Here is a 23,795-nt window from a genome sequence, read left to right on the forward strand (position 1 = left end):
ACCATGGCGACGACCACGCTCGCCAAGGCGGCGGACGACATCACGGCCGCCCCGCACGCAGCCCGGATCGAGCACGTCTCGAAGTCCTTCGCCACACCCGCCGGGCAGCAGCTCGTCCTGGACGACATCACGCTCGATGTCGCTCAAGGCGAATTCGTCACGCTCCTGGGGGCCTCGGGCTGCGGCAAGTCGACGCTGCTCAATCTGGTGGCCGGGCTCGACAAGCCGTCGGCGGGCGACATCGCCACCGACGGCCGCCCGGCCCTGATGTTCCAGGAGCACGCGCTGTTCCCGTGGCTGACCGCGGGCAAGAACATCGAGCTCGCCCTGAAGCTGCGCGGCGTCGCGAAGGCGGAGCGGCGCGAGCGGGCCGAGGAGCTCCTTGGCCTCGTACGGCTCCAAGGGGCGTACGGCAAGCGGGTGCACGAGCTGTCCGGCGGCATGCGCCAGCGTGTGGCGCTCGCTCGCGCGCTCGCGCAGGACAGCAAGATCCTGCTGATGGACGAGCCGTTCGCGGCGCTCGACGCGATCACGCGCGACGTCCTGCACGACGAACTGACCCGCATCTGGCGCGAGACGAACGTCTCCGTCCTCTTCGTCACGCACAACGTGCGCGAGGCCGTCCGCCTCGCCGAGCGCGTCGTGCTCCTCTCGTCGCGTCCGGGCCGGGTGGCGCACGAGTGGCGGGTGGACATCCCCCACCCGCGCCGCATCGAGGACTCCGCGGTCGCGGAACTGTCCGTCGAGATCACCGAACAACTGCGTGGGGAGATCCGCCGACATGGCCAGCACTGACACTCCGGTCGACAAGGCCGATGTCGACAAGGCCAAGAGCGAGAGCAGCCAGGACCTGGCCGGTCTTGAGGCGGGCCTCGACGCCCTGGACGCGGTCCAGACCCGGCGCACGCCCTTCCGTCAGACCTTCGTCCAGAAGATCCTGCCGCCGATGACCGCCGTCCTGCTCGTCCTGGTCGTCTGGCAGGTCCTGGTGTGGACGAAGACCACCGACACCTACAAGCTGCCGCCGCCCGCCGACGTCTGGCACGAGGTGCAGGACGCCTGGCTGCAGGGCACGCTCCTGGAGTACATCTGGACCTCCGTTTCGCGCGGTCTCCTCGGCTTCCTGATGGCGCTCGCGATCGGTACGCCGCTGGGTCTGATCGTGGCCCGGGTGCGGTTCATCAGGGCCGCGATCGGTCCCATCCTGTCCGGTCTGCAGTCGCTGCCGTCGGTGGCGTGGGTGCCGCCGGCCGTGATCTGGCTCGGGCTCAACGACCAGATGATGTACGCGGTGATCCTGCTCGGCGCGGTCCCCTCGATCGCCAACGGCCTGGTCGCGGGCGTCGACCAAGTGCCGCCGCTCTTCCTGCGGGCGGGCCGCACCCTGGGGGCGACGGGCCTGCGCCACACCTGGCACATCGTGATGCCGGCGGCGCTGCCCGGCTATCTGGCGGGCCTGAAGCAGGGCTGGGCGTTCTCGTGGCGCTCGCTCATGGCCGCGGAGATCATCGCGCAGTCACCCGACCTGGGCATGGGGCTCGGCCAGCTCCTTGAGGCGGGCCGCACGAACAGCAGCATGTCGCAGGTGTTCTTCGCGATCCTCCTCATCCTCATCGTCGGCATCGCCATCGACCTGCTGATATTCAGCCCCCTTGAGCGGCGCGTCCTGCGCAGCCGCGGACTCCTCGTGAGGAGCTGACGCACCATGTTCGTCCGTCCCGTCCACACCGTCCGTCCCGTCCTGTTCGTCATCGCCCACGGCAGCCGCGATCCGCGGCATGCCGAGACGGTGCGCGCCCTGGTGCGACGGGTGCGGGAGGAGCGGCCGGGGCTGCGGGTGGAGACGGGGTTCCTCGACTTCAACTCGCCCTCGGTCCCCGAGGTCCTTCAGTCCCTGGACGCCGAGGGCATACGCGACGTGATCGCACTGCCCCTGCTCCTCACCCGGGCGTTCCACGCGAAGTCGGACATCCCGGCGGCCCTGAGCCAGGCGCCGCCCCGGCTCCGCATCCGGCAGGCCGGAGTGCTCGGCCCCTCGCCGCTGCTCCTGACCGCGCTGGACCAACGCCTTTACGAGGCGGGGCTCACCCCCGCCGACAAGTCCTCGACCGGGGTCGTTCTTGCCTCGGCGGGGTCATCTGACCCGGAGGCGATCGCAGTGATCGCTGAAATCGCGCGGGAGTGGCGGCACACCGGTTGGTGCGCCGTGCGGCCTGCGTTCGCCTCCGCATCTCTGCCCCGCACGCAGGACGCCGTGCGGGAGCTGCGCGATCTGGGTGTGGGCAGGGTGGCGGTGGCGCCCTATGTCATCGCGCCCGGTTTCCTGCCGGACCGCATCGCGCGGGGCGCCGCCGACGCGGACGTCACGGCCGAAGTCCTCGGCCCCTCGCCCGGTTTGGCGCGGCTGCTCGTGCGGCGCTACGACGAGGCATGTTCCGAGTCCGGTGTGGTCGGGCGTATGGCGCGGGTTCCCGTGCTGGCTTAGTTTGTGGGGTCATGACCCTCACCAGATCCCGCACTCTCTGGCTGCGGACCGAGCCCCTGCACGCAGTGATCTACTTCGAGGAGCGCTGCCGCGATCTGGGCAGGTCGCTTGGCCTCAAAGGCTTCTGGATGGGCTACTTCGCGGCCCGTACGGCTCCCATGGGCCCGGTCGAAGCGGGCCCTGCCACGGCCTCGCTCGGCGTCTTCGCCCCCGGCATGGTGGAGCGGGCCCTCCCCTCCGCCTGGCAGTACGTGTCGCCCGGCCGGATAGTGGAGGAGCGCGCGGCCTGCACCGCGCGGGCCCTGCGCGCCCTCGTGCCGGACATCGAGGACCAGGCCATCGCCCTCTGTCCGCCCCTCGCTGCCATGGTCGAGGACGCGCCGTCACTGTCCCGCCCGCTGTTCGCGGCGAACCGTGACGTGAGCGAGCGGGCCGATCCGGTGCAGCGGCTGTGGCAACTGGTCACCTGCGTACGCGAATTCAGGGGCGACGCCCATGTCTCCGTACTCGCCGACCACGGCCTCGACGCGTGCGAGGCGGTGGTGCTCGCCGCCGCCACGGGCCGTGTGGACCCGGAGACCATCCGGCACGACCGGGGGTGGGGCGAACAGGAGTGGGCGCACGCGATGGACCGGCTGCGCGGGCGCGGCCTCCTCGACGGGGACGGGCACATCACCGAACACGGCCGCACGGAGCGGGAGTCGATCGAGGACGCGACGGACCGTCTGTCGGCCCGTCTGCTGCGCCCGCTCGCCGCGCGGGACGCGGACACACTCCTGGCCGCCCTCGAACATCCGGTGCGGGAGATCCTCGCGGCGGACCTCGTCCCCTTCCCCAACCCGATCGGACTGCCGCGCCCCACGGGCTGAGCGGGTTGAGAGGGTTGAGTGTTTCGAGCGGATTGAGCGGGCTGCGCCAATCCGGTTGCAGGATCACCGCCCGTGGCCCTACCGTCACGCCGATGACCCCCGTACTCCGCTCCGAGCGCCTGAACCTGTCCCCATATGCCGCCACCGACGAGGAGCAGTTCGTCTCGCTCCTCCAGGACGAGGCCGTGGGCCGCTGGTTCGGGGACGGGATGCAGAGCGTGGAGCAGACCCACGCGCTGTTCCGCCGGATCTTCGGCCTCGTGTACGCCGAGAACCAGTTCCCGATCTGGGCTGTGCGGCACGAGGGACGCTACATAGGCCACGCGGAGATAAAGCCGTCCCCCGAGAGCTGGCTCGACGGCCACGAGATCGTCTGCGGCATCTTCCGCGGCAGCTGGGGGATGGGTCTGGGCACAGAGCTCGGCCAGCTGCTCACCTCGTACGGCCATGAGACTCTGGCCCTGCCCGAGGTGCACGCGACCGTGGACTCGGAGAACATCGCGCCCATCACCGTCCTCAAGCGCCTCGGCTTCACCCAGGGCCGCACGGTCCCGGAGGACAACGGCCGCACCACGCTTCTGATGACCTCGGCGCTGCTCAGCTGAAGTCGAGGCCCGTGGTGCGGGTGCGCTTCAGCTCGAAGAAGTCCGGATATCCGGCCATCACCCGGAAGCTGTCGAAGAGCCGCACCGCGTCGTCGCCGCGCGGAATCGCCCGCAGCACGGGGCCGAACCAGACGGTGCCGTCGACGTGGATCGTCGGGGTACCGACGTAGGCGCCTTCCTCGGGGTCCTTGCCCGCGTCATGGCTGCGGCGCACCACGTCGTCGTACGCCGGGTCGTGCGCGGCGGCCGCGAGGGTGGCGGGCAGGCCGGTCTCGGCCAGGGACTCGGCGATGACCTGGTCGAAGTCCTCGTTCTTGTCCTGGTGGATGCGGGTGCCGAAGGCCGTGTAGAGGTCGCGGAGCACGTCGTCGCCGTGCTGCTGCGCCGCGGCGGCCGCGACCCGGACCGGCTGGATCGACTTGTCGACAAGCTCCCGGTACCAGTCGGGCAGTTCGTTGCCGGTGTTGTGGAGGTAGAGGCTCATCACGCGGAAGCGGAGGTCGAGGTCACGGGCGCGCTCGACCTCCAGGATCCAGCGCGATGTGATCCAGGCGAAGGGACAGGCCGGGTCGAAGTAGAAGTCGATGCGGGTCCGGGGAGCGGTCTGCTCCGGAGCCTTCGATGCGTCGTCCGTCGTCGTCATGACCCGACCCTAATGAGCAAATGGCGTACAGCTTTGGGCCATTCACCCTTCCTTCTGCCGGGCCATTTGCCTACTCCGTCACCCCGCCCTCTCCTCTGCCTTCGCCACCAGGCCGAGGAGTTCGGACACCGGCATCGACCCCGCGTCGCGGCGCTCCCGCGCGAACGCGTTCGCCACAGCCTGCAAGACGTCGTTCACCGGCGTCGGCACTCCGTGCAGACGGCCGAGCAGCGCGATCTCGCCGTTGAGGTAGTCCGCCTCGATGCTGCCCGTTCCCCGGCTCAGGCTCTGCCAGGACGAGCCGCCGCCGCGTTCCGACCCCTCGAAGGGCTCCAGGCGGACGCGGTCACCGCGGGTCTCCTTCTGTTCCTGCTCGCCCACCGCCTCGATGCCCGCGGCGGCAAGCACCGCCTCGCCCTCCGCGCGTGCCTGCCGATAGAGCGCGATGGCCTCGTTGTCGACGAGCGGTCCCGTGACCGCCTCGATGGAGTTGGCCAGATTGGAGAGCAGCTTGCCGTACTTCCAGCGCATCACGTCCGCCACGACGGGCGAGAGCAGCTTCGACTTCGCCAGGTCGGCGGAGATGAGACGGGCGGTGTCGTCCGTGCCCGTCGGATAGCGGCCGAGGTGCAGGATGCCCGTGTAGGGAGCACCCGCCGCGGAGACCGCGCCCGGCTCGACATGGGTCGCGGGCAGCCAGACGCACATCCCGTACACCCGACGGAAGCGGCGCAGCGCCATACGCTCGCTCTCCACGCCGTTCTGCGCGCAGACCAGTGGAAGGACCTCGCCCGCGGTCCCGCCGCCCACCACCGGACGCCCGCTCCAGGCGTCGAGGGCGGCTACGCAGTCCTGTGTCTTCACGGCGAGGAAGAGCACGTCGTCCGCCCTCAACTCGCCTAGTTCATCCGGGTTCCGGACGACGGAAAGGCGGTGGGTCGCCGTCCCTTCGGGCGTCCTGACCCGCAGTCCGCTCTCCCGTACCGCCTCGTAGTGCGCGCCCCGCGCGACGAGGACCACGTCATGTCCGCTCTCGGCAAGGCGTCCGCCCACGGTGCCGCCGATCGCCCCTGCTCCCACGATGATGTAGCGCATGGAGCCGAGCCTCGCACACGGCACCGAGGAAGATCAGGCTTGGGGCGGGCCGACTTCGCCGAAGGGCGTTCCCTGGTGGAACCAGAGCAGCCACACGCCGTCGCACAGCCGCCACAGCGAACTTCGGTGGGCACTGCGGCCGTTGCTCTCGGTGTCGAAGGTCAGGTGCACCATGTCGTCGGCGAGCTGGACGCCCCGCATCCGGGACGTCGTGACCGAGGGGCCGGTCCCGCCCGGGTCCTGGGACAGGGCCGTGATGATCGACGGGCGGTCCCAGTGGGTGCCCGAGACGCCGAACTCGGTGAACTCCGGGTGCAGCAGCTCCCCCAGCAGCTCGGGCGAGGCACGCACTTCGGGGGCGAGCAGCCGCAGTTCGCCCTCGATGGCCGCTTCGACGGCGGGCGTGCGGTCAGCCACGGGGCGGCTCCTGCGTCAGCTCCACCAGCTTGGTGACGGTGTTCCAGTTGCGGGATGTGGCGATGACGCCCTTGAACAGGGCGGGGCGCGACAGGACCTCGCCCAGTTTCGAGCGGCCGAGCCCGTCCGGCGCGTAGAGATAGAGCGCGCGGTCACCGAGCCGGAACTCCTCGGGCAGGAACACCGCCGGGTCGATCCCGTCCAGCCGGGACGCGTCGACCGGCTCGGAGAAGTACGTGACGTGCAGCTGCTTGCCTTCGAGGGATGCCGCGGGGAACGGGCAGGCGTCGGCGACCGCCTTCAGATACGCGCCGTCGCGCACCAGGACGTCCACGTCGAAGCCGAAATGCCGCTCGATGGCCTGGCTCACCCGCGCGGCCAGGTCGTCCTCGTCGGCGGCCGCACTGGCGAAGACCGCGTTGCCGCTCTGCAGATGGGTGCGTACGTCATCGAATCCGAGACCGGAGAGGAGAGTTCGCAACTCCCCCATCGGCAGCTTTCTCTTGCCACCCACATTGATGCCGCGCAGCAGCACCGCGTATGCCTTGACCGTCATCCGCACACCATAGGACGACCGCAAGACGGCCGCCGCGCCCCGTGGGGGTGGGCGCGGCGGCCGCCGGTCCGGTGGGTGTTGCTCAGCCGGGTGTTACTGGCCTTACGGGTGTTGCGGGTCTTACGGGTCTTACTCGACGACCTTGAGCAGCTTGTTGGGCGTGCCCTCGCTCGGGTTGGAGATCTTGTCCGCGGTCGCTCCGTCGGTCAGCGCCTTGGAGACGGCGTCCGGCTTGGCGTCCGGGTGGGCGCCGAGGTAGACGGCGGCGGCACCCACGACGTGCGGGGTCGCCATCGACGTACCGGAGATGGTGTTGGTGGCGTCGTCACCCGTGTTCCAGTCGGACGTGATGTCCGAGCCCGGGGCGTAGATGTCGACGACCTTGCCGAAGTTGGAGAAGTCCGACTGCTCGTCGTCCTTGGTGGAGGAGGCGACCGTGATGGCCTCCTTCACGCGGGACGGGGAGCCCTGACCGGCGTCCGAGGACTCGTTGCCGGCCGCGACCGCGAAGGTGACACCGGAGGCGATCGCCTTCTGGACCGCCGCGTCGAGCGCCTCGTCGGCGCCGCCGCCCAGGCTCATGTTGGCGACCGAGGGGCCCTTGTGGTTCTTGGTGACCCAGTCGATGCCCGCGACGACCTGCTCGGTGGTGCCGGAGCCCTGGTCGTCGAGGACGCGGACCGCGACGATCTTCGCCTTCTTGGCGACACCGTGCGCCTCACCGGCGATGGTGCCCGCGACGTGCGTGCCGTGGCCGTTGCCGTCGTCCGCGTCGTCGTCGTTGTCGACGGCGTCGAAGCCGGACGTGGCGCGACCGCCGAAGTCCTTGTGGCTGACGCGGACACCGGTGTCGATGACGTACGCCGTGGCGCCCTCACCGGCCGCGTCCGGGTACGTGTACTTGCCGTCGCCCTTGGTGTCGTCCTGGTCGATGCGGTCGAGGCCCCACGACGGCGGGTCTTCCTGGGTGGCCTGGGTGCTGAACTTCTTGGACTGGACGACCTTGCCGACGGCCGGGTCGGCGGCCAGGCGCTTGGCGTCGGTCTCGCTGAGGCCCTTGGCCGAGAAGCCGTTGATCGCGGACGAGTAGTTCCGCTTCAGCTCGCCGCCGTACTCCTTGGCCAGGTCGGACTTGGCGCCCTTGTTGGCCTTCTCGTCGAGCATGACGATGTAGCTGCCGGAGACGGCGCCCTTGGCGTCGGCCCCGTAGACCTTGCCCTCGGCGGGGGTTGCCGCACCGGCGAACGAGGTGGCGAATACGGTGACGCCGACCGCGGTGGCCGTGGTGGCTATCGCCGCGACGAGCTTCACCGAGCGGGCACGCTTGTGATTTGCCATGAAGAGGGGTCTCCTCGTGGTGCTTGTGGGGGGATGTGGGGGGTTTCAAAACTTCACTGCGACGCCCCCTGAGATCCGGAAGATCTCCGGGCGTTGGGACGAAACCATGTCTGATTGACGCGCGCAGATCAATACCTACATACACCTGTGACTTGTTCAACAAGCTTCTGTAATAACAAATCGGGCCCCCGTCGGCAGATCGGACACCGCGGGACCGAATCCCGTAAGTCCTCATAGATGTAAGGGGCTTGTGACGGCCGGGCTCCTCCTTCACGAGGAGGGGTCAGCCGCTCGCGGCGACGGACGGAGCGCCGGGCAGTGCCGGTGGGCGGCCGCGATCGTGGTCGTGGTCGTGGTCGCCGTCTTCGCGATCCTCGGGACGCTGTCCATGCGGTCCATGAAAGCCCTCAGGCGCCGGACGGGCTGAAGAGTTTCAGCCCGTCCGGCGCCTGAGGGCGCACTTGGCGAAGTCGGTGATCCCTACACCGTCGCCGAAGCCGAAGCCGAGGTCGAGGTCGAGGTCGAGGTCGAGGTCGAATTCATGGTCGCGGTCGTGGTCGCGGTCGCGGCAGTGGTCGCGGCCAGGGCCTTGCGCTCCTCGAAGGAGTCGATCGTCCGCGTGAAGTCCCGCGTCGAGAGCAGCAGCTTGTAGATGATGGCCAGCTCGAAGACCAGGAGCAGCGCACCGGAGACGATGGTCGCCGGAAGCACCACGTCGAACAGCGGGCCGATCATGAAGACGCCCATCTGGAACTCGATGCCGCTCACCAGGTGCGTACGGATCCGGTGCCGCAGCAGGAAGGAGCGCGCGCGCAGATACGCGGGGAACTTGCCCCGGAACTCCTGGTGCAGGTCGATGATCTGTCGCTTGGACGCGGGCGCGGCCTCCTGGGCGTCCTGGGCCTCCGGGGTTTCCGGCACGCCCATCTCCGACCGCGTCTTCTGCATGTCCTGCTCGATGTCGGCCTCGGGGTTCTCCCGGAGGAGGTCCTCCATGAAGGCCAGGTCGGCTTCGTTCTCGGCCCGGCGGGCCGCCCTCATGCGCACCTTGATCTGCTTGCGCATGGTGTGCCTGATCTTGAAGATCTCGAGCCCGTTGATGTAACGCAGCGTGTCGAGGGCGACCACGGCGACCGCGGCCCAGATGTAGAAGGCATCCCCGGTGCGGTGGAACTGCCCGCCCATGAGGGCAACCGCACACGCCATGACACGAATGCGGTCGAAGACGAAGTCGAGCCACGCGCCGAACACCGAACCGGTGCCGGTGAGGCGGGCGACCTTCCCGTCCATGCAGTCCAGGATGAAGCTGAAGTGGTAGACGACGGCGCCGACGACCAGCCACTGCCAGTCACCCAGCGCGAAGAACGCCGCCGAGACGAGCCCCAACAGGAACGCGCCCCAGGTGATCTGGTTGGGCGTGATCCGGGTCCGCATCGCCGTCCACCGCACGAGCGGCGTGGCGACCGGATCGACGAGCACCACCGTCCACCAAGCGTCGCGCTTCTTCTGGGTGATACGGCGCACCTCGTCGAGGGGCGGTATGTCTCGTCGCATGGGGGTCAACTTCCTGGCGTTCGCGGAACGTTCATCTAACGCTAAGAAGGTATTGGTTCAAGTAACAAGGACCCAGGCGTGCAACCTTTTGGCGGGGGTAATGGTCAAACAGGCAGGACGAGTCAATACCTATGCCAGAACCACCCTGCGTTACCTGAGCGTTATCGAATGACAGGGTCGTAACAAAAATGACCGGGGCGTAACAGAAACACTTCACGGAGCGTCACAGCGCGTCACACCCCGGCCAGCCGGGCCCCGTTAGGCCCGGATCCCCGGCCCCCTCGACGCATTCGCGGTAGAAGCCGGGCCGCTCGATGAAGGACGAGTCGAGCGAGTCGAAACGTCTCGTGAGCCTTATTCGAGATTCCCGGCGTCGCTCCCGGATCCGGCGTCGTTGTAGCGCAGCAGATACTCGGCGAACTTCTCCAGATCCGGCCCGCTCCACTCCGTGAGCCGCTCATGGAACGCGACCCGGCGCGCGTCGGTGACCTGCGCGAGGACTTCGTTGCCCCGGTCAGTGAGATGCAGCACATGCACCCGGTGGTCGGTCGGGTCGAGGCGGCGCTCCACGAGTCCGCTCCTCTCGAGCCCGCCCACCTGCCTGCTGATCGTCGACTTGTCCAGCGTGTAGTGCGCCGCCAGATCAGTGGCCCGGCAGCCGCCCTCGAATTCGAGGTGGCTCAGGAGCGTGTACGACACGAGCGAAAGCTCGGGGTGCATCCGCGCGGCGGTGGCGCGGGCCCGCCGGGCGAACGCCGTCATCTCCCGCTGAATGATCTCGATGGACCCGTCTCGGTCGGCCACGATTTCTCCCTCTCCACGAATGGTTGTACAGTACAACACTGAGATTGGATGTATATACCAACCATCCATTCGTGACTGCCCGCTACCCGCTACCCGCTACCCGCTACCCGCTACCGATCTATCGCGAGAGGTCACCCGATGACCGCCACCTCGGCGCCCGCCCACAAGGCACACGCCGGCCCGGCACCCGCCTCCGGACCGCTCCGTCACGTCCTGCTCCACCTGCTGACCCCTCTGCTGATGTGCCTCGGCATGGGTCTCGCCTACATGGGCGCGTTCGTCACGCCTGAGCCGCACGACCTGCCGATCGCCGTCGTCGGCTCGGGCGAGCAGACCCAGGCTCTCGCGCAGACGGTCAAGGACAAGGCGGGCGACGCCCTGGACGTACGGACCGTCGGCTCCCGTGCCCAGGCGGTCGACGAGCTCAAGTCGATGGACATATCGGGGGCCTACATCCCCGACGCCAAGAACCCCGAGGTCATCGTGGCCACCGCGGGCTCCGACATGAGCGCCATGGCGGTCGAGAAGATCTTCACTCCGGTCGCGGCCGAGCAGGGCGTCCCGCTGAAGGTCAGCGATGTCGCGCCGACCGTCGCCGACGACCCCACCGGGCAGGGCCTGTTCTTCCTGCTCGTCGCGGTGAGCATCGGCTCGTACGCGTCGGTGGCGGCGCTCGGCGCCGCCGGGGCCGGGATGCGGATGCGGGCCCGTGCGGGGCTCGCCGCCGGTGTCTCGTTCGCCGTGAGCCTGATCGGCGCGGCGCTCGCCGGGCCCGTCTTCCATCTGGCGCACCAGGGCCTGTGGGGCGTCTGGGCCATGGCGTGGCTGTACTCGGCCGGCATCCTCTTCATCGGCATCGGACTGCATACGTTCCTGAAGCGCTGGACGACGCTGACGATGATGGTCCTCTTCGTCATGCTCAACTTCACGTCGTCCGGCGGTCTCTTCAGGCCGGAACTCCAGAACGGCTTCTTCGGCTCGCTGCACGCCTTCTGGAACGGCGCCGGGTTCGTCGAGGGCATCCGCGGCCATCTCTACTTCGGCGGGCAGGGCGTCGGCGGGCACGTCTGGACGCTGGCGGCCTGGCTGCTCGTGGGCCTCGCGGTCACGGGCGTCGCGGCGCTGTGGGAACGGCGGCAGCGTGCGGCGGCGGCTCCGTCGTCCGATGCCGGGCGGGCTCGGGAGGAGCAGGTGGAGCAGGTGGAGCAGGTGGAGCAGGAAGAGGAGATGGAGGAGTCGGTCGCGGTGTGACAGCGGCGGCCCCCGCGTACGGGTCCGTACGCGGGGGCCGAGCGGGGGACCGAGCGGGGGGGCTAGCGCTGGTACCGCGCGAGCACCAGGTTCCCGTCCTTCACCAGCCTTTTGCGCAGCTCGGCCAGGCCGATCGCCCCGCTGTAGTACTCCTGGAGCGCCGGTGTCGCCACCTTGTCCTTCCACTCCGCATAGCCGCGCACCGACTGCGCGGGTGCCGAACGGAGATCCTTCGCGAGGGCGGTGCCCGCGGCCCAGTCGTTCTTCTCGGTGTGCAGGGCCGGATCCTTCAGCGCCTGCTCGCCCGTCGGCAGCATCCAGTCGCCGCGCGCGAGTTTCACCATGTTGTCCGGCTGAAGGAAGAAGTCGATGAACTCGGCCGCCTCCTTCTTGTGCGGGCTGTCCTGGGAGACGGACAGCGTCTGCGGACTGACGCCCTGCGCGAGCCCCTCCGCTCCGGCCGGAGCGGGAAGCACCTGCCAGTCGAAGCCCTGGGGCGCCTGCTGGACGATCTGCTGACGGTAGGAGAAGCCGAGCGGGACCATCGCGTACTTCCCGCCGAAGAAGCCCGGCAGGGTGTCGGACCCGCCCATGCCCAAGGTCGTGCTCGACGCGCTCTTGTCGATGTTGACCTGGTCGTGGACCGTACGCGGCATGATCTCGTCGGCCTTGTCGAAGCGGACGTCGACCTTGCCGTCCTCACCCCGGTGGAACATGCGGCCGCCGGTGGAGAGCGAGAGGTTGAGCGTCGCGGAGACCGGCTCCTTGAGCGGCCAGGCCACCCCGTACTTCCCGTCCTTGCCGTCGCCGAGTTCCTTGGTGACCGACCGGAACTCCTGCCAGCTCCACGGCTTCTCGGGCGTGGGAATCCGGACACCCGACTTCTTCAGCCACGTCGCGTTGGCGATCAGTACGCGGGGTTCCTGCAGGAAAGGCACTCCATAGACCTTTCCGTCAAAGGTCGTCGTCTTCCAACTGCGCTGCGGAATGTCGGACTTGAGGCGTTCGGGGAGCAGGTTCCCGATGTCCGCGAGATACCCGCCGTACGCGAAGTCGGCGAGGTCGTCCGACGCGTCATGGATGATGTCCGGTGCCTCGCCGCCCTCGAAGGAGGTGAGCAGCTGGTCGTGGACGCTGTCCCAGCTCCCCTGGACGTACTCGACCTCGACGTCGGGGTGAGTGGCGTTCCACTCCTTGACGAGCGCCTTGTTGGCGTCGACCGACTCCTTCTGCCAGGCCAGGGACTGGAACTGAAGGGTGATCTTCCCGTCGCCGTCACCCGAGTCGCCGCTGCAGCCGGTGAGCAGCAGCGCGAGAGCCACGGTGGCGGCGGTCGCGATACGTGGTGCCGCGCGCATCAGGCCTTCACCGCCCCCGCCAGCATGCCGCCCGTGATCCGCTTCTGGATGATCGCGAAGATGACGAGCGAGGGGAGGGTCGCGAGGAACGCCGCCGCGGCGAGCGGCCCGAGGTCCGCGACGCCCTCGGTGCCGATGAAGCGGTTGAGGATGACCGGCAAGGTCTGCTTCTCCGGGGTCTTGAGCAGGACGAGTGCGAAGAAGAACTCGTTCCATGCGGTGATGAAGGCGAACATCGCCGTGGCGACGATGCCGGGGGCGAGCAGGGGCGCGACGACCGAGACGAACGCGCGTACCTTGCTCGCGCCGTCGACCGCCGCCGCCTCCTCGAGCTCGGTGGGCACCGCGCGGACGTACCCGACGAGCATCCACAGCGCGAAGGGCAGCGACCACACCACGTACACCATGATCAGGCCGAGCAGCGAGTTGATCAGGTGCAGATTCTTCAGGATCAGGAACAGCGGGATGATGATCAGGACGAAGGGGAACGCCTGACTGATCACCACCCAGCCCGTCGCCGCCTTCGAGACGCGATTGCGGTGCCGCGCCATGACGTACGCCATGGGGGTCGCGATGACGACCGCGATCAGGGACGCGCTGAGCGCCGCGACCAGGGAGTTGCCCGCGGCCTGGAGCAGCGGCTGCTCGTCGAAGGCCTGCCGGAAGTTCTCCAGGGTCGGGTCCTTGGGGATCCAGGTGGGGTGCAGACTGCCCAGTTCCCGCGCGGGCTTGAAGGCCGTGGAGATCAGCCAGAGGAACGGGAAGGCGAGGAAGACGAGATAGGCGGCGAGAGCCACGTACTGCGCGGCACGCGTCGACTTCTTCGTACGCGTCATGACTCGTCGTCTCCCTTCAGGCGGCCGACGAGGTAGCAGGCGAGGATCACGGAGATCACCGCGACCATCACGCAGCCCATGGCCGCGGCATAGCCGAACTGGCCGTAGCGGAAGGCCTCTTCGTAGGCGAAGAGCATGGGAAGCCGGGTGCGGCCGCCGGGTCCGCCCTGGGTGAGGACGTAGACCAGGGCGAAGGAATTGAAGTTCCAGATGAAGTTGAGCGCCGTGATGGCCAGGGCGATCGGCTTGATCGCGGGCCAGGTGACGGTGCGGAAGCGGCGCCAGGCGCCCGCGCCGTCCATCGCGGCGGCTTCGTGCAGCTCGCGCGGGGTGTTCTGCAACCCGGCGAGCAGCGCGACGGTGGTCTGCGGCATACCGGCCCAGATGCCGACGACGATGACGGCGAAGAGCGCGGTGGCCGTCCCGGTCAGCCAGTCCTTGCCCTCCCCCAGGCCGAGGTTGGAGAGCGTCTCGTTCAGTACGCCCGCGTCCGGGTGGTAGACGAGCCGCCACATGATGCCGACGACCACCTCGGGCATCGCCCAGGGGATGATCGCCAGCGCCCGCGCAAGCCAGCGCATCCGCAACGGCTGGTTGAGCAGGAGAGCAAGGCCCATCGCGAGGAAGAACTGCGGCACGGTGACGCCGAACGCCCACAGCAGGCCGATCCGGAACGAGTCCCAGAACAGCGTGTCGTGCAGCAGGTCCGAGAAGTTGAGGGCGCCGACCCACTGGGTCGGTTCGGTGCGGCCCGACTGGGAGTCGGTGAACGCGAGCATGATGCCGTAGAGGAGCGGACCCACGCTGAGGACCAGGATCGGGATCAGCGCGGGGAGCACCAGGAACCAGGCGCCGTGGTCCGCTCCTCTGCGGGCGGACGCGCCTCTCGCTGACCGCTTCGTCGCGGTCGCCAATGTCACGGAATCGGCTCCTTTGGGCGGCTCATCGGGGTTTGGCCGCCCACGCGGCCCCCGTCATCGTGCTGATGGGATCTGGATACGTCAAGCAGCTACGCAGGCCTCGCAACCTCTTGGCCAGTGCGAATGGGAGACTGTGTCGGTGTTCGTGGCGAACGCGGCGAGCGGTGCGGGAGGCAATGGATGGACGAGGCGCGGGCACGGGACGTACTGAGCGCTGCGGGTCTCGGTCGGGACGCGGCGCTGCTCGCGCTCGGCGAGAACGCGGTGTTCGGCGACGGTGAGTCGGTGATCAAGGTCGGGCGTGCGGCACCGGAGCTTCTCGACCGTGCGCGGCGGGAGTTGCGCGTCGCGCGGTGGCTGGAGGAGTCAGGCGTGCCCGCGGTGCGGGCGGCCGAGGACGAGCCCCGTCTTGTGGAAGGGCATCCGGTGACGGTGTGGCACCGGCTGCCCGCGGCTGTGCGGCCGGCTGAGCCGCATGACCTCGCCTCCCTCCTCCGCCTGGTGCACGCGCTTCCCGCGCCCGGGTTCGAGCTGCCCCGGCGTGAGCTCCTCGGTGGAGTCGAGCGGTGGCTGCGGCTCGCCGGTGACGCGATCGACGTCGAGGACGCGGACTATCTGCGGGAGCGCAGGGACGGGTTCGAGGCGGCGGCGTCCGCGCTCGCCCCCCGGCTGCCCCCTGGCCCCATCCACGGCGACGCCCTCCCCCGGAACGTCCTTGTGGGCGCGGACGGTCCGGTCCTGGTGGATCTGGAGACCTTCTCCGCCGATCTGCGGGAGCACGATCTCGTGGTGATGGCGCTTTCGCGGGATCGGTACGGACTGGCGGCCGAGGCCTACGACGGGTTCGTCGCACAGTACGGCTGGGACGTGCGGGAGTGGGAGGGGTGCGCGGTGCTCCGGGGGGCCCGGGAGACGGCCAGCTGTGCGTGGGTAGCGCAGCATTCCCCCAGCAATCCGAAGGCCCTGACCGAGTTCCGCCGCCGTGTCGCCTCACTGCGTGACGGGGACCCGGGTGTGCGGTGGTTTCCGTTCTGAAGAGTCACCCTGAAGGATCACCCGCTCCGCCCCTTCCCCTGACCAGGGCCCTGCTGGACCCGGCCCTCAGACGCCGGACGGGCTCGAACTGATGCCGGACGGCCTTGAAGTACTGGCCGCGTCCCGGAGTGGCCACGTGCCGTCCACCACCGCGCCCGTCTCCCCCCTCTTCCGGAGGAACTTCTGGAAGTCCGCCGCCCACTCGGCATACCAGTCGATCTGGCGGCGATGCAGCTCCGCGGGACCGAAGGCGGCCAGCTTGGGGTGGCGGTCGGCTATGGCGGTGGCCAGGCGGGCCGCGGCCAGGGCGTCCGACGTGGCGTCGTGGGCGGACTCAAGGACCACGCCGTACTCCGTGCAGACCGCTTCGAGGTTCCGCTTGCCCTTGCGGTAGCGCTCGACGGAGCGGTCGATCGTGTACGGGTCGATGACCGGGGCCGGTTCCGCGCCGCCCAGGCGCTCGCGCAGCGACGGCAGGCCGTGCCTGCGCAACTCGGCGGAGAGCAGGGTCAGGTCGAAGGTGGCGTTGTAGGCGACGACCGGGACGCCCGACTGCCAGTACGACACGAGGACGGCCGCTATCGCGTCGGCGACCTCAGCGGCCGGTCTGCCGTCCGCCGCCGCCCGTTCGTTCGAGATGCCGTGCACCGCCACGGCCTCCGCCGGGATCTCGACCCCCGGGTCGGCGAGCCACTCCCTGCGGCCCAGCGTCTCGCCCGCCCTGACCTCGATCACCGCGCCCGTGACGATGCGCGCTTCGTGCGGATCCGTCCCGGTCGTCTCCAGGTCGAACCCGATCAGCAGCTCCCGGTGCCAGCCCATGGCCGCCCCCTTCTCTGTGGTGCTTTCCCCCATTGACCACCACGATCCCACGCGCCACTGACAATCCCCGGCCCGCGTTCCGCTTACCGCCCGGGGCGGCTCGTCGGACGGCTCGTCGGACGGCTCGTCGGACGGCTCATCGGCCAGCCCCTCCGGCGGCTCAGGACACCGGCCGCGAGTCCGCCCAGGCCAGTTCGAACTCCTCCCGGTACGTCTCGAAGAGTCCGCTCTCTTCCGGCTCGTCCGCCTTGACCACCCGACGGCCGCCGCGCAGCAAGAGCACCGGCGCCTCCATCCCCCGCGTCCTGCGCAGATACGACTGGACGACCGCGATGCCGTCCGCGCCGTCCCCGTCGACCAGATACGCGGTGAAGCGCGGCGTCTCGTCGAAGACCTGGATCTCGAAGGCGCCCGGATCGCGGAGACGGGCCCGCACCCGGCGCATGTGCAGGATGTTCATCTCGACACTGCGGCTCAGCTCGCCCCGCTTCAGACCCAGTTCGCGCTCCCTGCGCTTGACCGCGCTGCTCGCCGGGTTGAGGAAGAGCAGCCGCACCCGGCAGCCGGACTCCGCGAGGCGGACGAGGCGGCGCCCGGAGAAGTTCTGGACCAGGAGGTTCAGGCCGATCCCGATCGCGTCGAGGCGACGTGCCCCGCCGAAGATGTCCTCGGCCGGGAACTGCCGCAGCAGGCGCACCCGGTCCGAGTGGACACCCACCACGTCGGCGTACCGGTCGCCGACCAGGGACTCGACGGCGTCGACCGGCAACCGGCGCGCGGACGGCGTGTCGGTGCCCGCGCCGAGTATGTCAAGGAGCTTCGCCGACGCGCGCTCCGCCTGGGCGAGCACGGCGGTGGACAGGGCGCGGTTGCGGGAGACGACGTTCCGGGTGACCTCCAGCTCGTCCAGGGCCAGTTCGACGTCCCTGCGGTCGTCGAGGTACGGCTCGAAGCACGGCCAGTGCTGCACCATCAGCTCGCGGAGCTGGGGCAGCGTGAGGAAGCTGAGGACGTTGTCGTCGGCCGGGTCGAGCAAGTACCCCTTGCGGCGGCTCACTTCGCGTACGGCGACGGCCCGCTGCACCCACTCCTGTCCGGCGGGTCCCGCGGCGGCGACCACCCAGTCGTCGGCGTGGACGGGTTCGTAGATGGGACGCAGAACAGCGGCCACGACCGCGCGCAGCCGCTGCTCCACGAGATTGAGCCAGATGTAGGCCCGCCCGGCGCGCTGGGCGCGCGTGCGCACCTCGCGCCAGGCGTCGGCGCCCCAGTCCAGTTCGGGTCCGATCTGAGATCCCATCTCCATCGGCCGTGCCAGGGACACCGCTCCAGGCGGGCCGTCCACGGAACTCCCCTCGTGACCCTCGTCACCAGGGGACAGTTCCCGCCCTCCCGAGCTCACCCAGCGCACCCCTTCCGCTCCCCCGAGCACCCCCCGCTTCAACGATCAAGGAAGGGTACTCCGGGAGCGGCGGGCGGTGCAGCCGGATGGCAAGGGTGGATTCTCAACGACCCTGCGTGGGCTGGCCGTTCTGGTCGGCGAGGTCCTGCGGAGTGAGCGGGCTCATAGCGGTCACGTCGCGCGCGGCCAGCGAGAAGCCCTGCCAGTGCACCGGCATCGGCTGCTGGTCCTCGTCACGGGCGATGTGGTGGAAGCCGATGTGGACCCAGGTGACCGGGTGGGTGAGGGACTGACCGTTCACCCACTTGTCGACGCTGGTCGGTGCGGTATTGGGGCACCCGGGGTTGTTGCTCGCGTACTGCTCGCACTTCTTGTACTCGGTGAAGTACACGTCGTGCTTGGTGAAGGGGCGCCCGGCGTGCTTGCTGCTGGGGCCCGGCACGATCTCGTACGAGCGCGGGTGGCCGTCCTTGTTCTTGCCCGCCCCGCTGACCACGCGCCACCAGCGCATGTCCTTGCTGTCGCCCGCGAGCTCCTTGGTGACCTTGGTGCGGGTGGTCTTCGTCTTGGGGCTGCCCTGGCCGGTGGGCGGGGTGACCTTGGAGTCGTACTGCTCGACCTTGGCCTTCGGGGAGCCGTCCAGGCCGAAGTTGAGCCGCCAGAAGACGTTGTGGGCGTGGCTCTCGGCCTTGGCCTGGTCGCCCTTGCCGATGGGCCAGCCGCCGCTGTCGCCGCCGTCGTAGTCGTACGGCGAGAGGCTGCCGGTCGCGCCGACCTGGGAGGTGATGGTGCCGTCCGATGAGAACCGCCACTCGGTGATGTACTCGTACCAGGAGGCCTTGTTCACCGTGTAGACGAGCAGGTCCTTGCCCTGGCCCGTGTAGACCTTGCCGGTGCCGCCGGTGCTCTGGTCGTCGTTGAGCCGGTACGCGTGCCCACGCGCGCGCGTGGTGGTGCACAGGCCCTTCACGTTGCCCCGCTGCGGGACCTTCACGGTCTTGATGGTGCCGCCGGGGCACTCGCCGGGGTTCAGGTTCTGCAGGGCCTGGCCGAAGTCGGTGCCGGTGACGTCGTCGTACTCGGCCTGGCCGTCGTCGTAGGGGACGTGGACCTGCGCGAGCCTGGCGCTGGTCAGGACGGGTATCGGCTTGGTCTCCCCCTTGGGCTGGTAGCTGATCTTGTCGAGGATCAGGCCGGAGAGGCTGTTGTAGTGCCAGCACATGCGCCAGGTCGTACCGCCGTCGACGGTCTGCTCGATCTTGTAGGCGTCACTGCAGTCGGCGGCCGCCGCCGCGGGGGCGCTGGGCGCCTGAGGGGCGGCCGACGCGGGCGAGGCGACGGTGGCGGCGCCGCCGATCAGCGCGAGGGCAGCCAGGGCCGTGGTGGCCCGTCTGCGGGCGCGCGAAAGTCTGTTGACGTGCATTGCGGTGTGGACTCCCTCGTCCGAGGAGAAACAGAAGTGTGGTGTCGTGCGCGGGCGGCCGGAATCAGCCGAGGCGGCCCACGGAACGGGTGCTCAGGTCGACGACGAGGGACCGGGTGTCGATCCACGGGCCGCTCTTGACCTTGGTGACGACCTGGAGGCACCGGTGCTTGCCGCACTCGGTGAGGTCGGACGGCACGCGCTCGACGGTCTCCTTGCGGAAGACCATGCCGCTCAGCTGCAGCTGTCCGGGGCCGGTCAGCGCCTTGCCCGTGGCGTGCTTGAAGTCCTGCTTCAGGCCCTTGCCGAGCGGGTCGGCGATGAGCAGCTGGGCGCCCTCGGCGAGCTCTTCCTGGCTGGGCGGCGGCTGGACGTTCTGTGTGGTGGTCGTGTTCTCCACCTTGCCGGTCTCCACATTGACCGTCTTGGTGATGACCGCGTCCTTCTTGTAGTCGTAGTAGACGACCTCAGCGCTGCGCGGGGCGGCGGCGCCCGCGTCGGTGGGCTCCTGCTCGCTGAGGTTCGTCGAAAGGAGCTGCGGGCCGCGGTCTCCCTCGACGTCCCTGGCGCTGGAGCGCAGGGCGCCCGTCACCGAGGCCTTTTCGGCACGCTCGGTCTCCGCATCGGTCAGCGGGTCGCTGCCGATGCCCTTCTCGCCCTCGTCGGGTGCGGCCTCGACGACGCCGTCCTTCGCGATCGCGTCCTGCTTCGCGGCCGCCGCGTTGGCCTGGCGGCCCCCCGACTCGCCCGCCCCCGGCAGTGTGACGCCCACCAGCACAGCGGCAGCGGCCAGCGCGACTGCCGCGCCCGCCACCACCTTGCCCAGGTTACGTCTGACTATCTCTCCCACTTGCTCCCCTTTTTTCCCCCACGAGCCCCATAAAGAGGCATACCGAGTATGTGGTCGGACGGTTAGACGGCTGCAACTCCCGCGTGGTTGTCCCACTTTCGGGGAGACTCTGTCCAATGTGACCCCGAGCCGAGGGGGCGGTAGTGGAAGAGTCATATGCATGCAGGTGTGGCCAGGGCAGGCGTATCCACTCGGTGCCACGTACGACGGCGCCGGAACGAACTTCGCGGTCTTCTCCGAGGCCGCCGACCGCGTAGAGCTCTGTTTGTTGCACGACGACGGCTCGGAGACAGCCGTCGAGCTGCGTGAGTCCGACGCGTTCGTGCTCCACGCGTACCTGCCCGGCGTGATGCCGGGCCAGCGGTACGGCTTCCGTGTGCACGGTCCGTACGAACCCGCGCGGGGGCATCGCTGCAACTCGGCGAAGCTGCTGCTCGATCCGTACGCCAAGGCGGTCAGCGGCCGGATCGACTGGGGCGAGGAGGTGTACGGCTACCGGTTCGGCGCCCCCGACAAGCGCAACGACATGGACTCGGCGCCCCACATGATGACCTCCGTGGTGGTCAATCCGTACTTCGACTGGGGCGACGACCGGCCGCCGCGCACCCCGTACAACGAAACCGTGCTCTACGAGGCCCATGTGAAGGGCCTGACCATGCGACATCCGGATCTTCCCGAGGAGTTACGCGGTTCGTACGCGGCGCTCGCGCATCCGGCCGTCATCGATCACCTCACGCAACTGGGCGTGACGGCCCTCGAGCTGATGCCGGTGCACCAGTTCGTGAACGACCACCGTCTGGTCGACATGGGCCTGAACAACTACTGGGGCTACAACACGATCGGCTTCTTCGCGCCCCACAACGCCTACGCCTCCTGGGGCGACCGCGGTGAGCAGGTCCTGGAGTTCAAGCAGGCCGTCAAGGCGTTGCACGAGGCGGACATCGAGGTGATTCTCGACGTCGTCTACAACCACACGGCCGAGGGCAACCACCTGGGCCCGACGCTCTCCTACAAGGGCCTGGACAACGGCTCGTACTACCGCCTCATGGACGATTCCCGCTACTACATGGACACCACGGGGACCGGCAACTCCCTCCTGATGCGGTCACCGCACGTGCTTCAAATGATCATGGACTCGCTGCGGCACTGGGTCACCGAGATGCACGTCGACGGCTTCCGCTTCGATCTGGCGGCGACGCTCGCCCGGCAGTTCCACGAGGTGGACCGCCTGTCGTCGTTCTTCGACCTCGTGCAGCAGGACCCCGTGGTGAGCCAGGTGAAGCTGATCGCCGAGCCGTGGGACGTCGGCGAGGGCGGCTATCAGGTCGGCAACTTCCCGCCGCTGTGGACCGAGTGGAACGGCATGTACCGCGACACGGTGCGCGACATGTGGCGGGGCGAACCGCGCACCCTCGCGGAGTTCGCGTCCCGGCTGACCGGCTCGTCCGACCTCTACCAGGACGACGGCCGGCGCCCCTTGGCGTCGATCAACTTCACCACCTGCCACGACGGTTTCACGCTGCACGACCTCGTCTCGTACAACGAGAAGCGCAACGAGGCCAACGGCGAGAACAACCAGGACGGCGAGAGCCACAACCGCTCCTGGAACTGCGGCGCCGAGGGCGAGACCGACGACCCGGCCGTCCTGGAGCTGCGCGAGCGGCAGATGCGCAACTTCATCGCGACGCTGATGCTCTCCCAGGGCGTCCCGATGCTCAGCCACGGCGACGAGTTCGCCCGGACGCAAGGAGGCAACAACAACGCCTACTGCCAGGACAACGAGATCGCCTGGGTGCGCTGGCCGGAGGGTGAGAGCACCCAGCTGGAGTTCACGCGGGCGATGGCGTGGCTGCGGCGCGACCATCCCGTCTTCCGCAGGAGGCGGTTCTTCCACGGCCGTCCGGTCGAGGGCACGCACGACGATCTCTCGGACATCGCCTGGTTCACGCCGGAGGGCGAGGAGATGACGCGGGAGGACTGGGACGCGTCGCACGCACGGGCGCTGACGGTGTTCCTGAACGGCAACGCGATCTCCGAGCCGGGTACGCGCGGCGAGCGGATCTCCGACGACTCGTTCCTGATGATGTTCAACGCGTCGGCGGAGCCGCTTGAGTTCGTGATTCCGGTCAATCACGGCCGCCAGTGGCAGGTGATCGTGGACACCGCGCTGCCGGAGGGCGTGCCACCGGACTCGGGGCCGAAGGCGGGGGCAGGCGAGCGCCTGACACTCACCGACCGGAGCCTCACCGTCCTGCGGCGCCCCGCGTGACCAAGGGCGCGGCGTTCGCGTGGTCGTCCGCCGGAGGGCGGGCGGCCAGTGCGATCAGGAACGCGACGGCGGCGGCCGCGCTGCCGAGCGCGAACGCCGCGCCGGGGCCGTGGGACTCGGCGAGGCGTCCCGCCACGGCGAGCGTGACCGCCTGGCCGCCGACGAAGGCGCTCGCGGCGAACGTCATCCCCTCGGCGAGCCGTCGCGGCGGGCAGGAGCGCTCGGTGAGCGCGAAGCCGGTGATCAGGTTCGGGGCATAGACGGCGCCGAACACGGTCACCACGACGTACAGGCCCGTCATGCTGTGCGTCCACACCAGCGGCAGCGAGAGCAGCGCCGCGGCGGCCGTCGCCACGCGCCAGCGCGTGTGAAGCCCGAAGCGCTCGGGCAGCGCGGCCATGGAGAGCCCCACGACGGCGCTCATGACGCCCATGGCGGCGTAGACGAGGCCCGCCTGGCCCGGAGCGCCCAGCTCCTGGGTGAGGGCCGTGATGCCCGCTCCACAGGCGCCGAGCAGGACGCCGACGAAGACGAGCCCGACGCGTACGACGAAGACTTCGCGCGGCAGGCGCTGTCGGCCCCCACGCGCGCGTGGCGTCGTGTGAGCGGCCCGCACCGTCCGCCCCGTGGGGTGCAGCGCGAAGCCGGAGCCGCAGACGGCGACCAGGAGCGCGGCCACCCCGAAGGCGTACGCCGGGTGGCCCGCCACGGCCGCGAGGCCCACGAGCGCGGGGCCGAGCACGAAGGACAGCTCGTCCATGGTGCTCTCCAGGGACAGCACGGTGTTGACCAGACGGTCGTCACCGCCCGCCCCGCGGACCAGTGGGACGGCGCGTGCGCGGGCCAGCGGGCCGATCCCCGGGATGCTCGCGCCGGCGAGCACGGCGAGGACGACGAGCGCGGGTGTGGGCAGCCCGAAGAGGGCTCCGAGCGTGTACACCGCGATCGCCACGGCGTTGAGCAGCGAGAAGCCGAGGACGACGGTGCGCTGGCCGCGCCGGTCGGCGAGGCGGCCGACCAGGGGGCCCACGGTCACCTGGCCGAGCGCGAGCGCGCAGGCGACCACCCCGCCCGTGGCGAGCGATCCGCTGGTCTCGGTGACGAGCAGGACACTGCCGAACTGGATCATGGCCACGGGGAGCCTGCCGAGGAACGAGATCACCGGAAGGAGCGCTCCGGTGTGCCCGATCACTTCGCGGTAGGTGTCCAGAAGTCGCCGTGCGCCGGGCTCGTACCGACCGGCCTGTGCCTTGGTAGCCATCG

At 69.3% G+C, this 23,795-nt stretch carries 24 protein-coding genes; 9 read left to right on the top strand and 15 right to left on the bottom strand.

Features of this window, described 5'->3' with window-relative positions; translation table 11 throughout:
- Positions 1-3: 3 nt before the first annotated feature.
- The 5 genes from ACZ5CR_RS31735 (at position 4) to ACZ5CR_RS31755 (ending at position 3,959) form a co-directional block, all read left to right on the top strand.
- Complete coding sequence (locus ACZ5CR_RS31735; RefSeq protein WP_468863758.1) at positions 4-795, top strand: ABC transporter ATP-binding protein; 792 nt, start codon at positions 4-6, stop codon at positions 793-795.
- Positions 782-1,699, top strand: coding sequence for an ABC transporter permease (locus ACZ5CR_RS31740; RefSeq protein ID WP_468863760.1), 918 nt, complete (start codon positions 782-784; stop codon positions 1,697-1,699). Before ACZ5CR_RS31735 ends, ACZ5CR_RS31740 begins: the two co-directional genes overlap by 14 nt.
- A 6-nt stretch (positions 1,700-1,705) precedes the next feature.
- Positions 1,706-2,485 carry a sirohydrochlorin chelatase gene (locus ACZ5CR_RS31745; RefSeq protein WP_468863762.1) on the top strand — a complete coding sequence of 260 codons (780 nt, stop codon included), beginning with the start codon at positions 1,706-1,708 and terminating at the stop codon, positions 2,483-2,485.
- Positions 2,486-2,496: 11 nt separating this feature from the next.
- Positions 2,497-3,354, top strand: coding sequence for an SCO6745 family protein (locus ACZ5CR_RS31750; RefSeq protein ID WP_468863764.1), 858 nt, complete (start codon positions 2,497-2,499; stop codon positions 3,352-3,354).
- A 92-nt stretch (positions 3,355-3,446) separates the two neighbouring features.
- Positions 3,447-3,959, top strand: coding sequence for a GNAT family N-acetyltransferase (locus ACZ5CR_RS31755; RefSeq protein WP_468863766.1), 513 nt, complete (start codon positions 3,447-3,449; stop codon positions 3,957-3,959).
- Here the strand turns inward: ACZ5CR_RS31755 and ACZ5CR_RS31760 are convergent.
- The 5 genes from ACZ5CR_RS31760 to ACZ5CR_RS31780 all read right to left on the bottom strand — a co-directional run bounded on the left by ACZ5CR_RS31760 (position 3,952) and on the right by ACZ5CR_RS31780 (position 8,008).
- Positions 3,952-4,602, bottom strand: a complete 651-nt coding sequence (locus tag ACZ5CR_RS31760; protein ID WP_468863769.1) for a mycothiol-dependent nitroreductase Rv2466c family protein — start codon at positions 4,600-4,602, stop codon at positions 3,952-3,954. The two genes, ACZ5CR_RS31755 and ACZ5CR_RS31760, sit on opposite strands and share 8 nt — an antisense overlap.
- Positions 4,603-4,680: 78 nt before the next feature.
- Entirely contained in the window at positions 4,681-5,697 is a 1,017-nt protein-coding gene (locus ACZ5CR_RS31765; RefSeq protein WP_468863771.1) for a ketopantoate reductase family protein, read from the bottom strand.
- 33 nt (positions 5,698-5,730) lie between these two features.
- Positions 5,731-6,114: a nuclear transport factor 2 family protein gene (locus tag ACZ5CR_RS31770; RefSeq protein ID WP_468863773.1), complete on the bottom strand. Its 384-nt coding sequence runs from the start codon at positions 6,112-6,114 to the stop codon at positions 5,731-5,733.
- Positions 6,107-6,670: a DUF1697 domain-containing protein gene (locus ACZ5CR_RS31775; protein WP_468863775.1), complete on the bottom strand. Its 564-nt coding sequence runs from the start codon at positions 6,668-6,670 to the stop codon at positions 6,107-6,109. The genes ACZ5CR_RS31770 and ACZ5CR_RS31775 overlap by 8 nt, the downstream gene beginning before the upstream one ends.
- 129 nt (positions 6,671-6,799) lie before the next feature.
- Positions 6,800-8,008 carry a S8 family peptidase gene (locus ACZ5CR_RS31780; RefSeq protein ID WP_468863777.1) on the bottom strand — a complete coding sequence of 403 codons (1,209 nt, stop codon included), beginning with the start codon at positions 8,006-8,008 and terminating at the stop codon, positions 6,800-6,802.
- A 250-nt stretch (positions 8,009-8,258) separates the two neighbouring features.
- Here ACZ5CR_RS31780 and ACZ5CR_RS31785 point away from each other — a divergent pair, with 250 nt between their 5' ends.
- Positions 8,259-8,435 carry a hypothetical protein gene (locus tag ACZ5CR_RS31785; RefSeq protein ID WP_468863779.1) on the top strand — a complete coding sequence of 59 codons (177 nt, stop codon included), beginning with the start codon at positions 8,259-8,261 and terminating at the stop codon, positions 8,433-8,435.
- A gap of 53 nt (positions 8,436-8,488) precedes the next feature.
- Here the strand turns inward: ACZ5CR_RS31785 and ACZ5CR_RS31790 are convergent, their stop codons facing one another.
- Together ACZ5CR_RS31790 and ACZ5CR_RS31795 are read right to left on the bottom strand one after the other, a co-directional pair.
- A complete protein-coding gene (locus ACZ5CR_RS31790) occupies positions 8,489-9,562 on the bottom strand; it encodes a CDP-alcohol phosphatidyltransferase family protein (protein ID WP_468863782.1) in 1,074 nt (357 codons plus the stop codon).
- A gap of 354 nt (positions 9,563-9,916) precedes the next feature.
- Positions 9,917-10,324, bottom strand: a complete 408-nt coding sequence (locus ACZ5CR_RS31795) for a MarR family winged helix-turn-helix transcriptional regulator (RefSeq protein WP_468863867.1) — start codon at positions 10,322-10,324, stop codon at positions 9,917-9,919.
- 180 nt (positions 10,325-10,504) lie between these two features.
- Between ACZ5CR_RS31795 and ACZ5CR_RS31800 the strand changes: the two genes are divergently transcribed.
- Positions 10,505-11,617, top strand: coding sequence for an ABC-2 transporter permease (locus ACZ5CR_RS31800; RefSeq protein WP_468863784.1), 1,113 nt, complete (start codon positions 10,505-10,507; stop codon positions 11,615-11,617).
- A gap of 62 nt (positions 11,618-11,679) precedes the next feature.
- On the opposite strand, the gene ACZ5CR_RS31805 is transcribed toward ACZ5CR_RS31800, so the two are convergent.
- Genes ACZ5CR_RS31805 through ACZ5CR_RS31815 form a run of 3 tightly spaced genes read right to left on the bottom strand, consistent with a single transcriptional unit; the run spans position 11,680 to position 14,731 of the window.
- Complete coding sequence (locus ACZ5CR_RS31805) at positions 11,680-12,975, bottom strand: ABC transporter substrate-binding protein (RefSeq protein WP_468863786.1); 1,296 nt, start codon at positions 12,973-12,975, stop codon at positions 11,680-11,682.
- Complete coding sequence (locus ACZ5CR_RS31810; RefSeq protein WP_468863788.1) at positions 12,975-13,811, bottom strand: carbohydrate ABC transporter permease; 837 nt, start codon at positions 13,809-13,811, stop codon at positions 12,975-12,977. The genes ACZ5CR_RS31805 and ACZ5CR_RS31810 overlap by 1 nt, the downstream gene beginning before the upstream one ends.
- Positions 13,808-14,731: a carbohydrate ABC transporter permease gene (locus ACZ5CR_RS31815; RefSeq protein WP_468863790.1), complete on the bottom strand. Its 924-nt coding sequence runs from the start codon at positions 14,729-14,731 to the stop codon at positions 13,808-13,810. The genes ACZ5CR_RS31810 and ACZ5CR_RS31815 overlap by 4 nt, the downstream gene beginning before the upstream one ends.
- Before the next feature lie 180 nt (positions 14,732-14,911).
- On the opposite strand from ACZ5CR_RS31815, the gene ACZ5CR_RS31820 reads away from it, so the two are divergent.
- Positions 14,912-15,766 (top strand): phosphotransferase enzyme family protein, encoded by an 855-nt coding sequence (locus ACZ5CR_RS31820; RefSeq protein WP_468863792.1) that lies wholly within the window; start codon positions 14,912-14,914, stop codon positions 15,764-15,766.
- Between the two features lie 66 nt (positions 15,767-15,832).
- Here ACZ5CR_RS31820 and ACZ5CR_RS31825 read toward each other — a convergent pair whose 3' ends face one another.
- From ACZ5CR_RS31825 to ACZ5CR_RS31840, 4 genes are all read right to left on the bottom strand, one after another.
- Positions 15,833-16,588 (bottom strand): exonuclease domain-containing protein, encoded by a 756-nt coding sequence (locus ACZ5CR_RS31825; protein ID WP_468863794.1) that lies wholly within the window; start codon positions 16,586-16,588, stop codon positions 15,833-15,835.
- A gap of 160 nt (positions 16,589-16,748) precedes the next feature.
- Complete coding sequence (locus ACZ5CR_RS31830) at positions 16,749-17,990, bottom strand: SAV2148 family HEPN domain-containing protein (protein WP_468863796.1); 1,242 nt, start codon at positions 17,988-17,990, stop codon at positions 16,749-16,751.
- A gap of 103 nt (positions 17,991-18,093) precedes the next feature.
- A complete protein-coding gene (locus ACZ5CR_RS31835) occupies positions 18,094-19,413 on the bottom strand; it encodes a copper amine oxidase (protein ID WP_468863798.1) in 1,320 nt (439 codons plus the stop codon).
- Between the two features lie 64 nt (positions 19,414-19,477).
- Complete coding sequence (locus ACZ5CR_RS31840; protein ID WP_468863800.1) at positions 19,478-20,263, bottom strand: Tat pathway signal sequence domain protein; 786 nt, start codon at positions 20,261-20,263, stop codon at positions 19,478-19,480.
- 160 nt (positions 20,264-20,423) lie between these two features.
- Between ACZ5CR_RS31840 and glgX the strand changes: the two genes are divergently transcribed.
- Entirely contained in the window at positions 20,424-22,532 is a 2,109-nt protein-coding gene (glgX, locus tag ACZ5CR_RS31845) for a glycogen debranching protein GlgX (protein WP_468863803.1), read from the top strand.
- On the opposite strand, the gene ACZ5CR_RS31850 is transcribed toward glgX, so the two are convergent.
- Entirely contained in the window at positions 22,507-23,793 is a 1,287-nt protein-coding gene (locus ACZ5CR_RS31850) for an MFS transporter (RefSeq protein ID WP_468863805.1), read from the bottom strand. The two genes, glgX and ACZ5CR_RS31850, sit on opposite strands and share 26 nt — an antisense overlap.
- Positions 23,794-23,795: the final 2 nt, after the last annotated feature.

This window comes from Streptomyces sp. NPDC031274 (assembly GCF_055570235.1).

Bases quoted from the DNA above. Each gene is read 5' to 3' on its own strand.
- ACZ5CR_RS31735 (WP_468863758.1), top strand. From the start codon at position 4: ATGGCGACGACCACGCTCGCCAAGGCGGCGGACGACATCACGGCCGCC.
- ACZ5CR_RS31740 (WP_468863760.1), top strand. From the start codon at position 782: ATGGCCAGCACTGACACTCCGGTCGACAAGGCCGATGTCGACAAGGCC.
- ACZ5CR_RS31745 (WP_468863762.1), top strand. From the start codon at position 1,706: ATGTTCGTCCGTCCCGTCCACACCGTCCGTCCCGTCCTGTTCGTCATC.
- ACZ5CR_RS31750 (WP_468863764.1), top strand. From the start codon at position 2,497: ATGACCCTCACCAGATCCCGCACTCTCTGGCTGCGGACCGAGCCCCTG.
- ACZ5CR_RS31755 (WP_468863766.1), top strand. From the start codon at position 3,447: ATGACCCCCGTACTCCGCTCCGAGCGCCTGAACCTGTCCCCATATGCC.
- ACZ5CR_RS31760 (WP_468863769.1), bottom strand. From the start codon at position 4,602: ATGACGACGACGGACGACGCATCGAAGGCTCCGGAGCAGACCGCTCCC.
- ACZ5CR_RS31765 (WP_468863771.1), bottom strand. From the start codon at position 5,697: ATGCGCTACATCATCGTGGGAGCAGGGGCGATCGGCGGCACCGTGGGC.
- ACZ5CR_RS31775 (WP_468863775.1), bottom strand. From the start codon at position 6,670: ATGACGGTCAAGGCATACGCGGTGCTGCTGCGCGGCATCAATGTGGGT.
- ACZ5CR_RS31780 (WP_468863777.1), bottom strand. From the start codon at position 8,008: ATGGCAAATCACAAGCGTGCCCGCTCGGTGAAGCTCGTCGCGGCGATA.
- ACZ5CR_RS31790 (WP_468863782.1), bottom strand. From the start codon at position 9,562: ATGCGACGAGACATACCGCCCCTCGACGAGGTGCGCCGTATCACCCAG.
- ACZ5CR_RS31795 (WP_468863867.1), bottom strand. From the start codon at position 10,324: ATGACGGCGTTCGCCCGGCGGGCCCGCGCCACCGCCGCGCGGATGCAC.
- ACZ5CR_RS31800 (WP_468863784.1), top strand. From the start codon at position 10,505: ATGACCGCCACCTCGGCGCCCGCCCACAAGGCACACGCCGGCCCGGCA.
- ACZ5CR_RS31805 (WP_468863786.1), bottom strand. From the start codon at position 12,975: ATGCGCGCGGCACCACGTATCGCGACCGCCGCCACCGTGGCTCTCGCG.
- ACZ5CR_RS31810 (WP_468863788.1), bottom strand. From the start codon at position 13,811: ATGACGCGTACGAAGAAGTCGACGCGTGCCGCGCAGTACGTGGCTCTC.
- ACZ5CR_RS31820 (WP_468863792.1), top strand. From the start codon at position 14,912: ATGGACGAGGCGCGGGCACGGGACGTACTGAGCGCTGCGGGTCTCGGT.
- ACZ5CR_RS31825 (WP_468863794.1), bottom strand. From the start codon at position 16,588: ATGGGCTGGCACCGGGAGCTGCTGATCGGGTTCGACCTGGAGACGACC.
- ACZ5CR_RS31835 (WP_468863798.1), bottom strand. From the start codon at position 19,413: ATGCACGTCAACAGACTTTCGCGCGCCCGCAGACGGGCCACCACGGCC.
- glgX (WP_468863803.1), top strand. From the start codon at position 20,424: ATGCAGGTGTGGCCAGGGCAGGCGTATCCACTCGGTGCCACGTACGAC.
- ACZ5CR_RS31850 (WP_468863805.1), bottom strand. From the start codon at position 23,793: ATGGCTACCAAGGCACAGGCCGGTCGGTACGAGCCCGGCGCACGGCGA.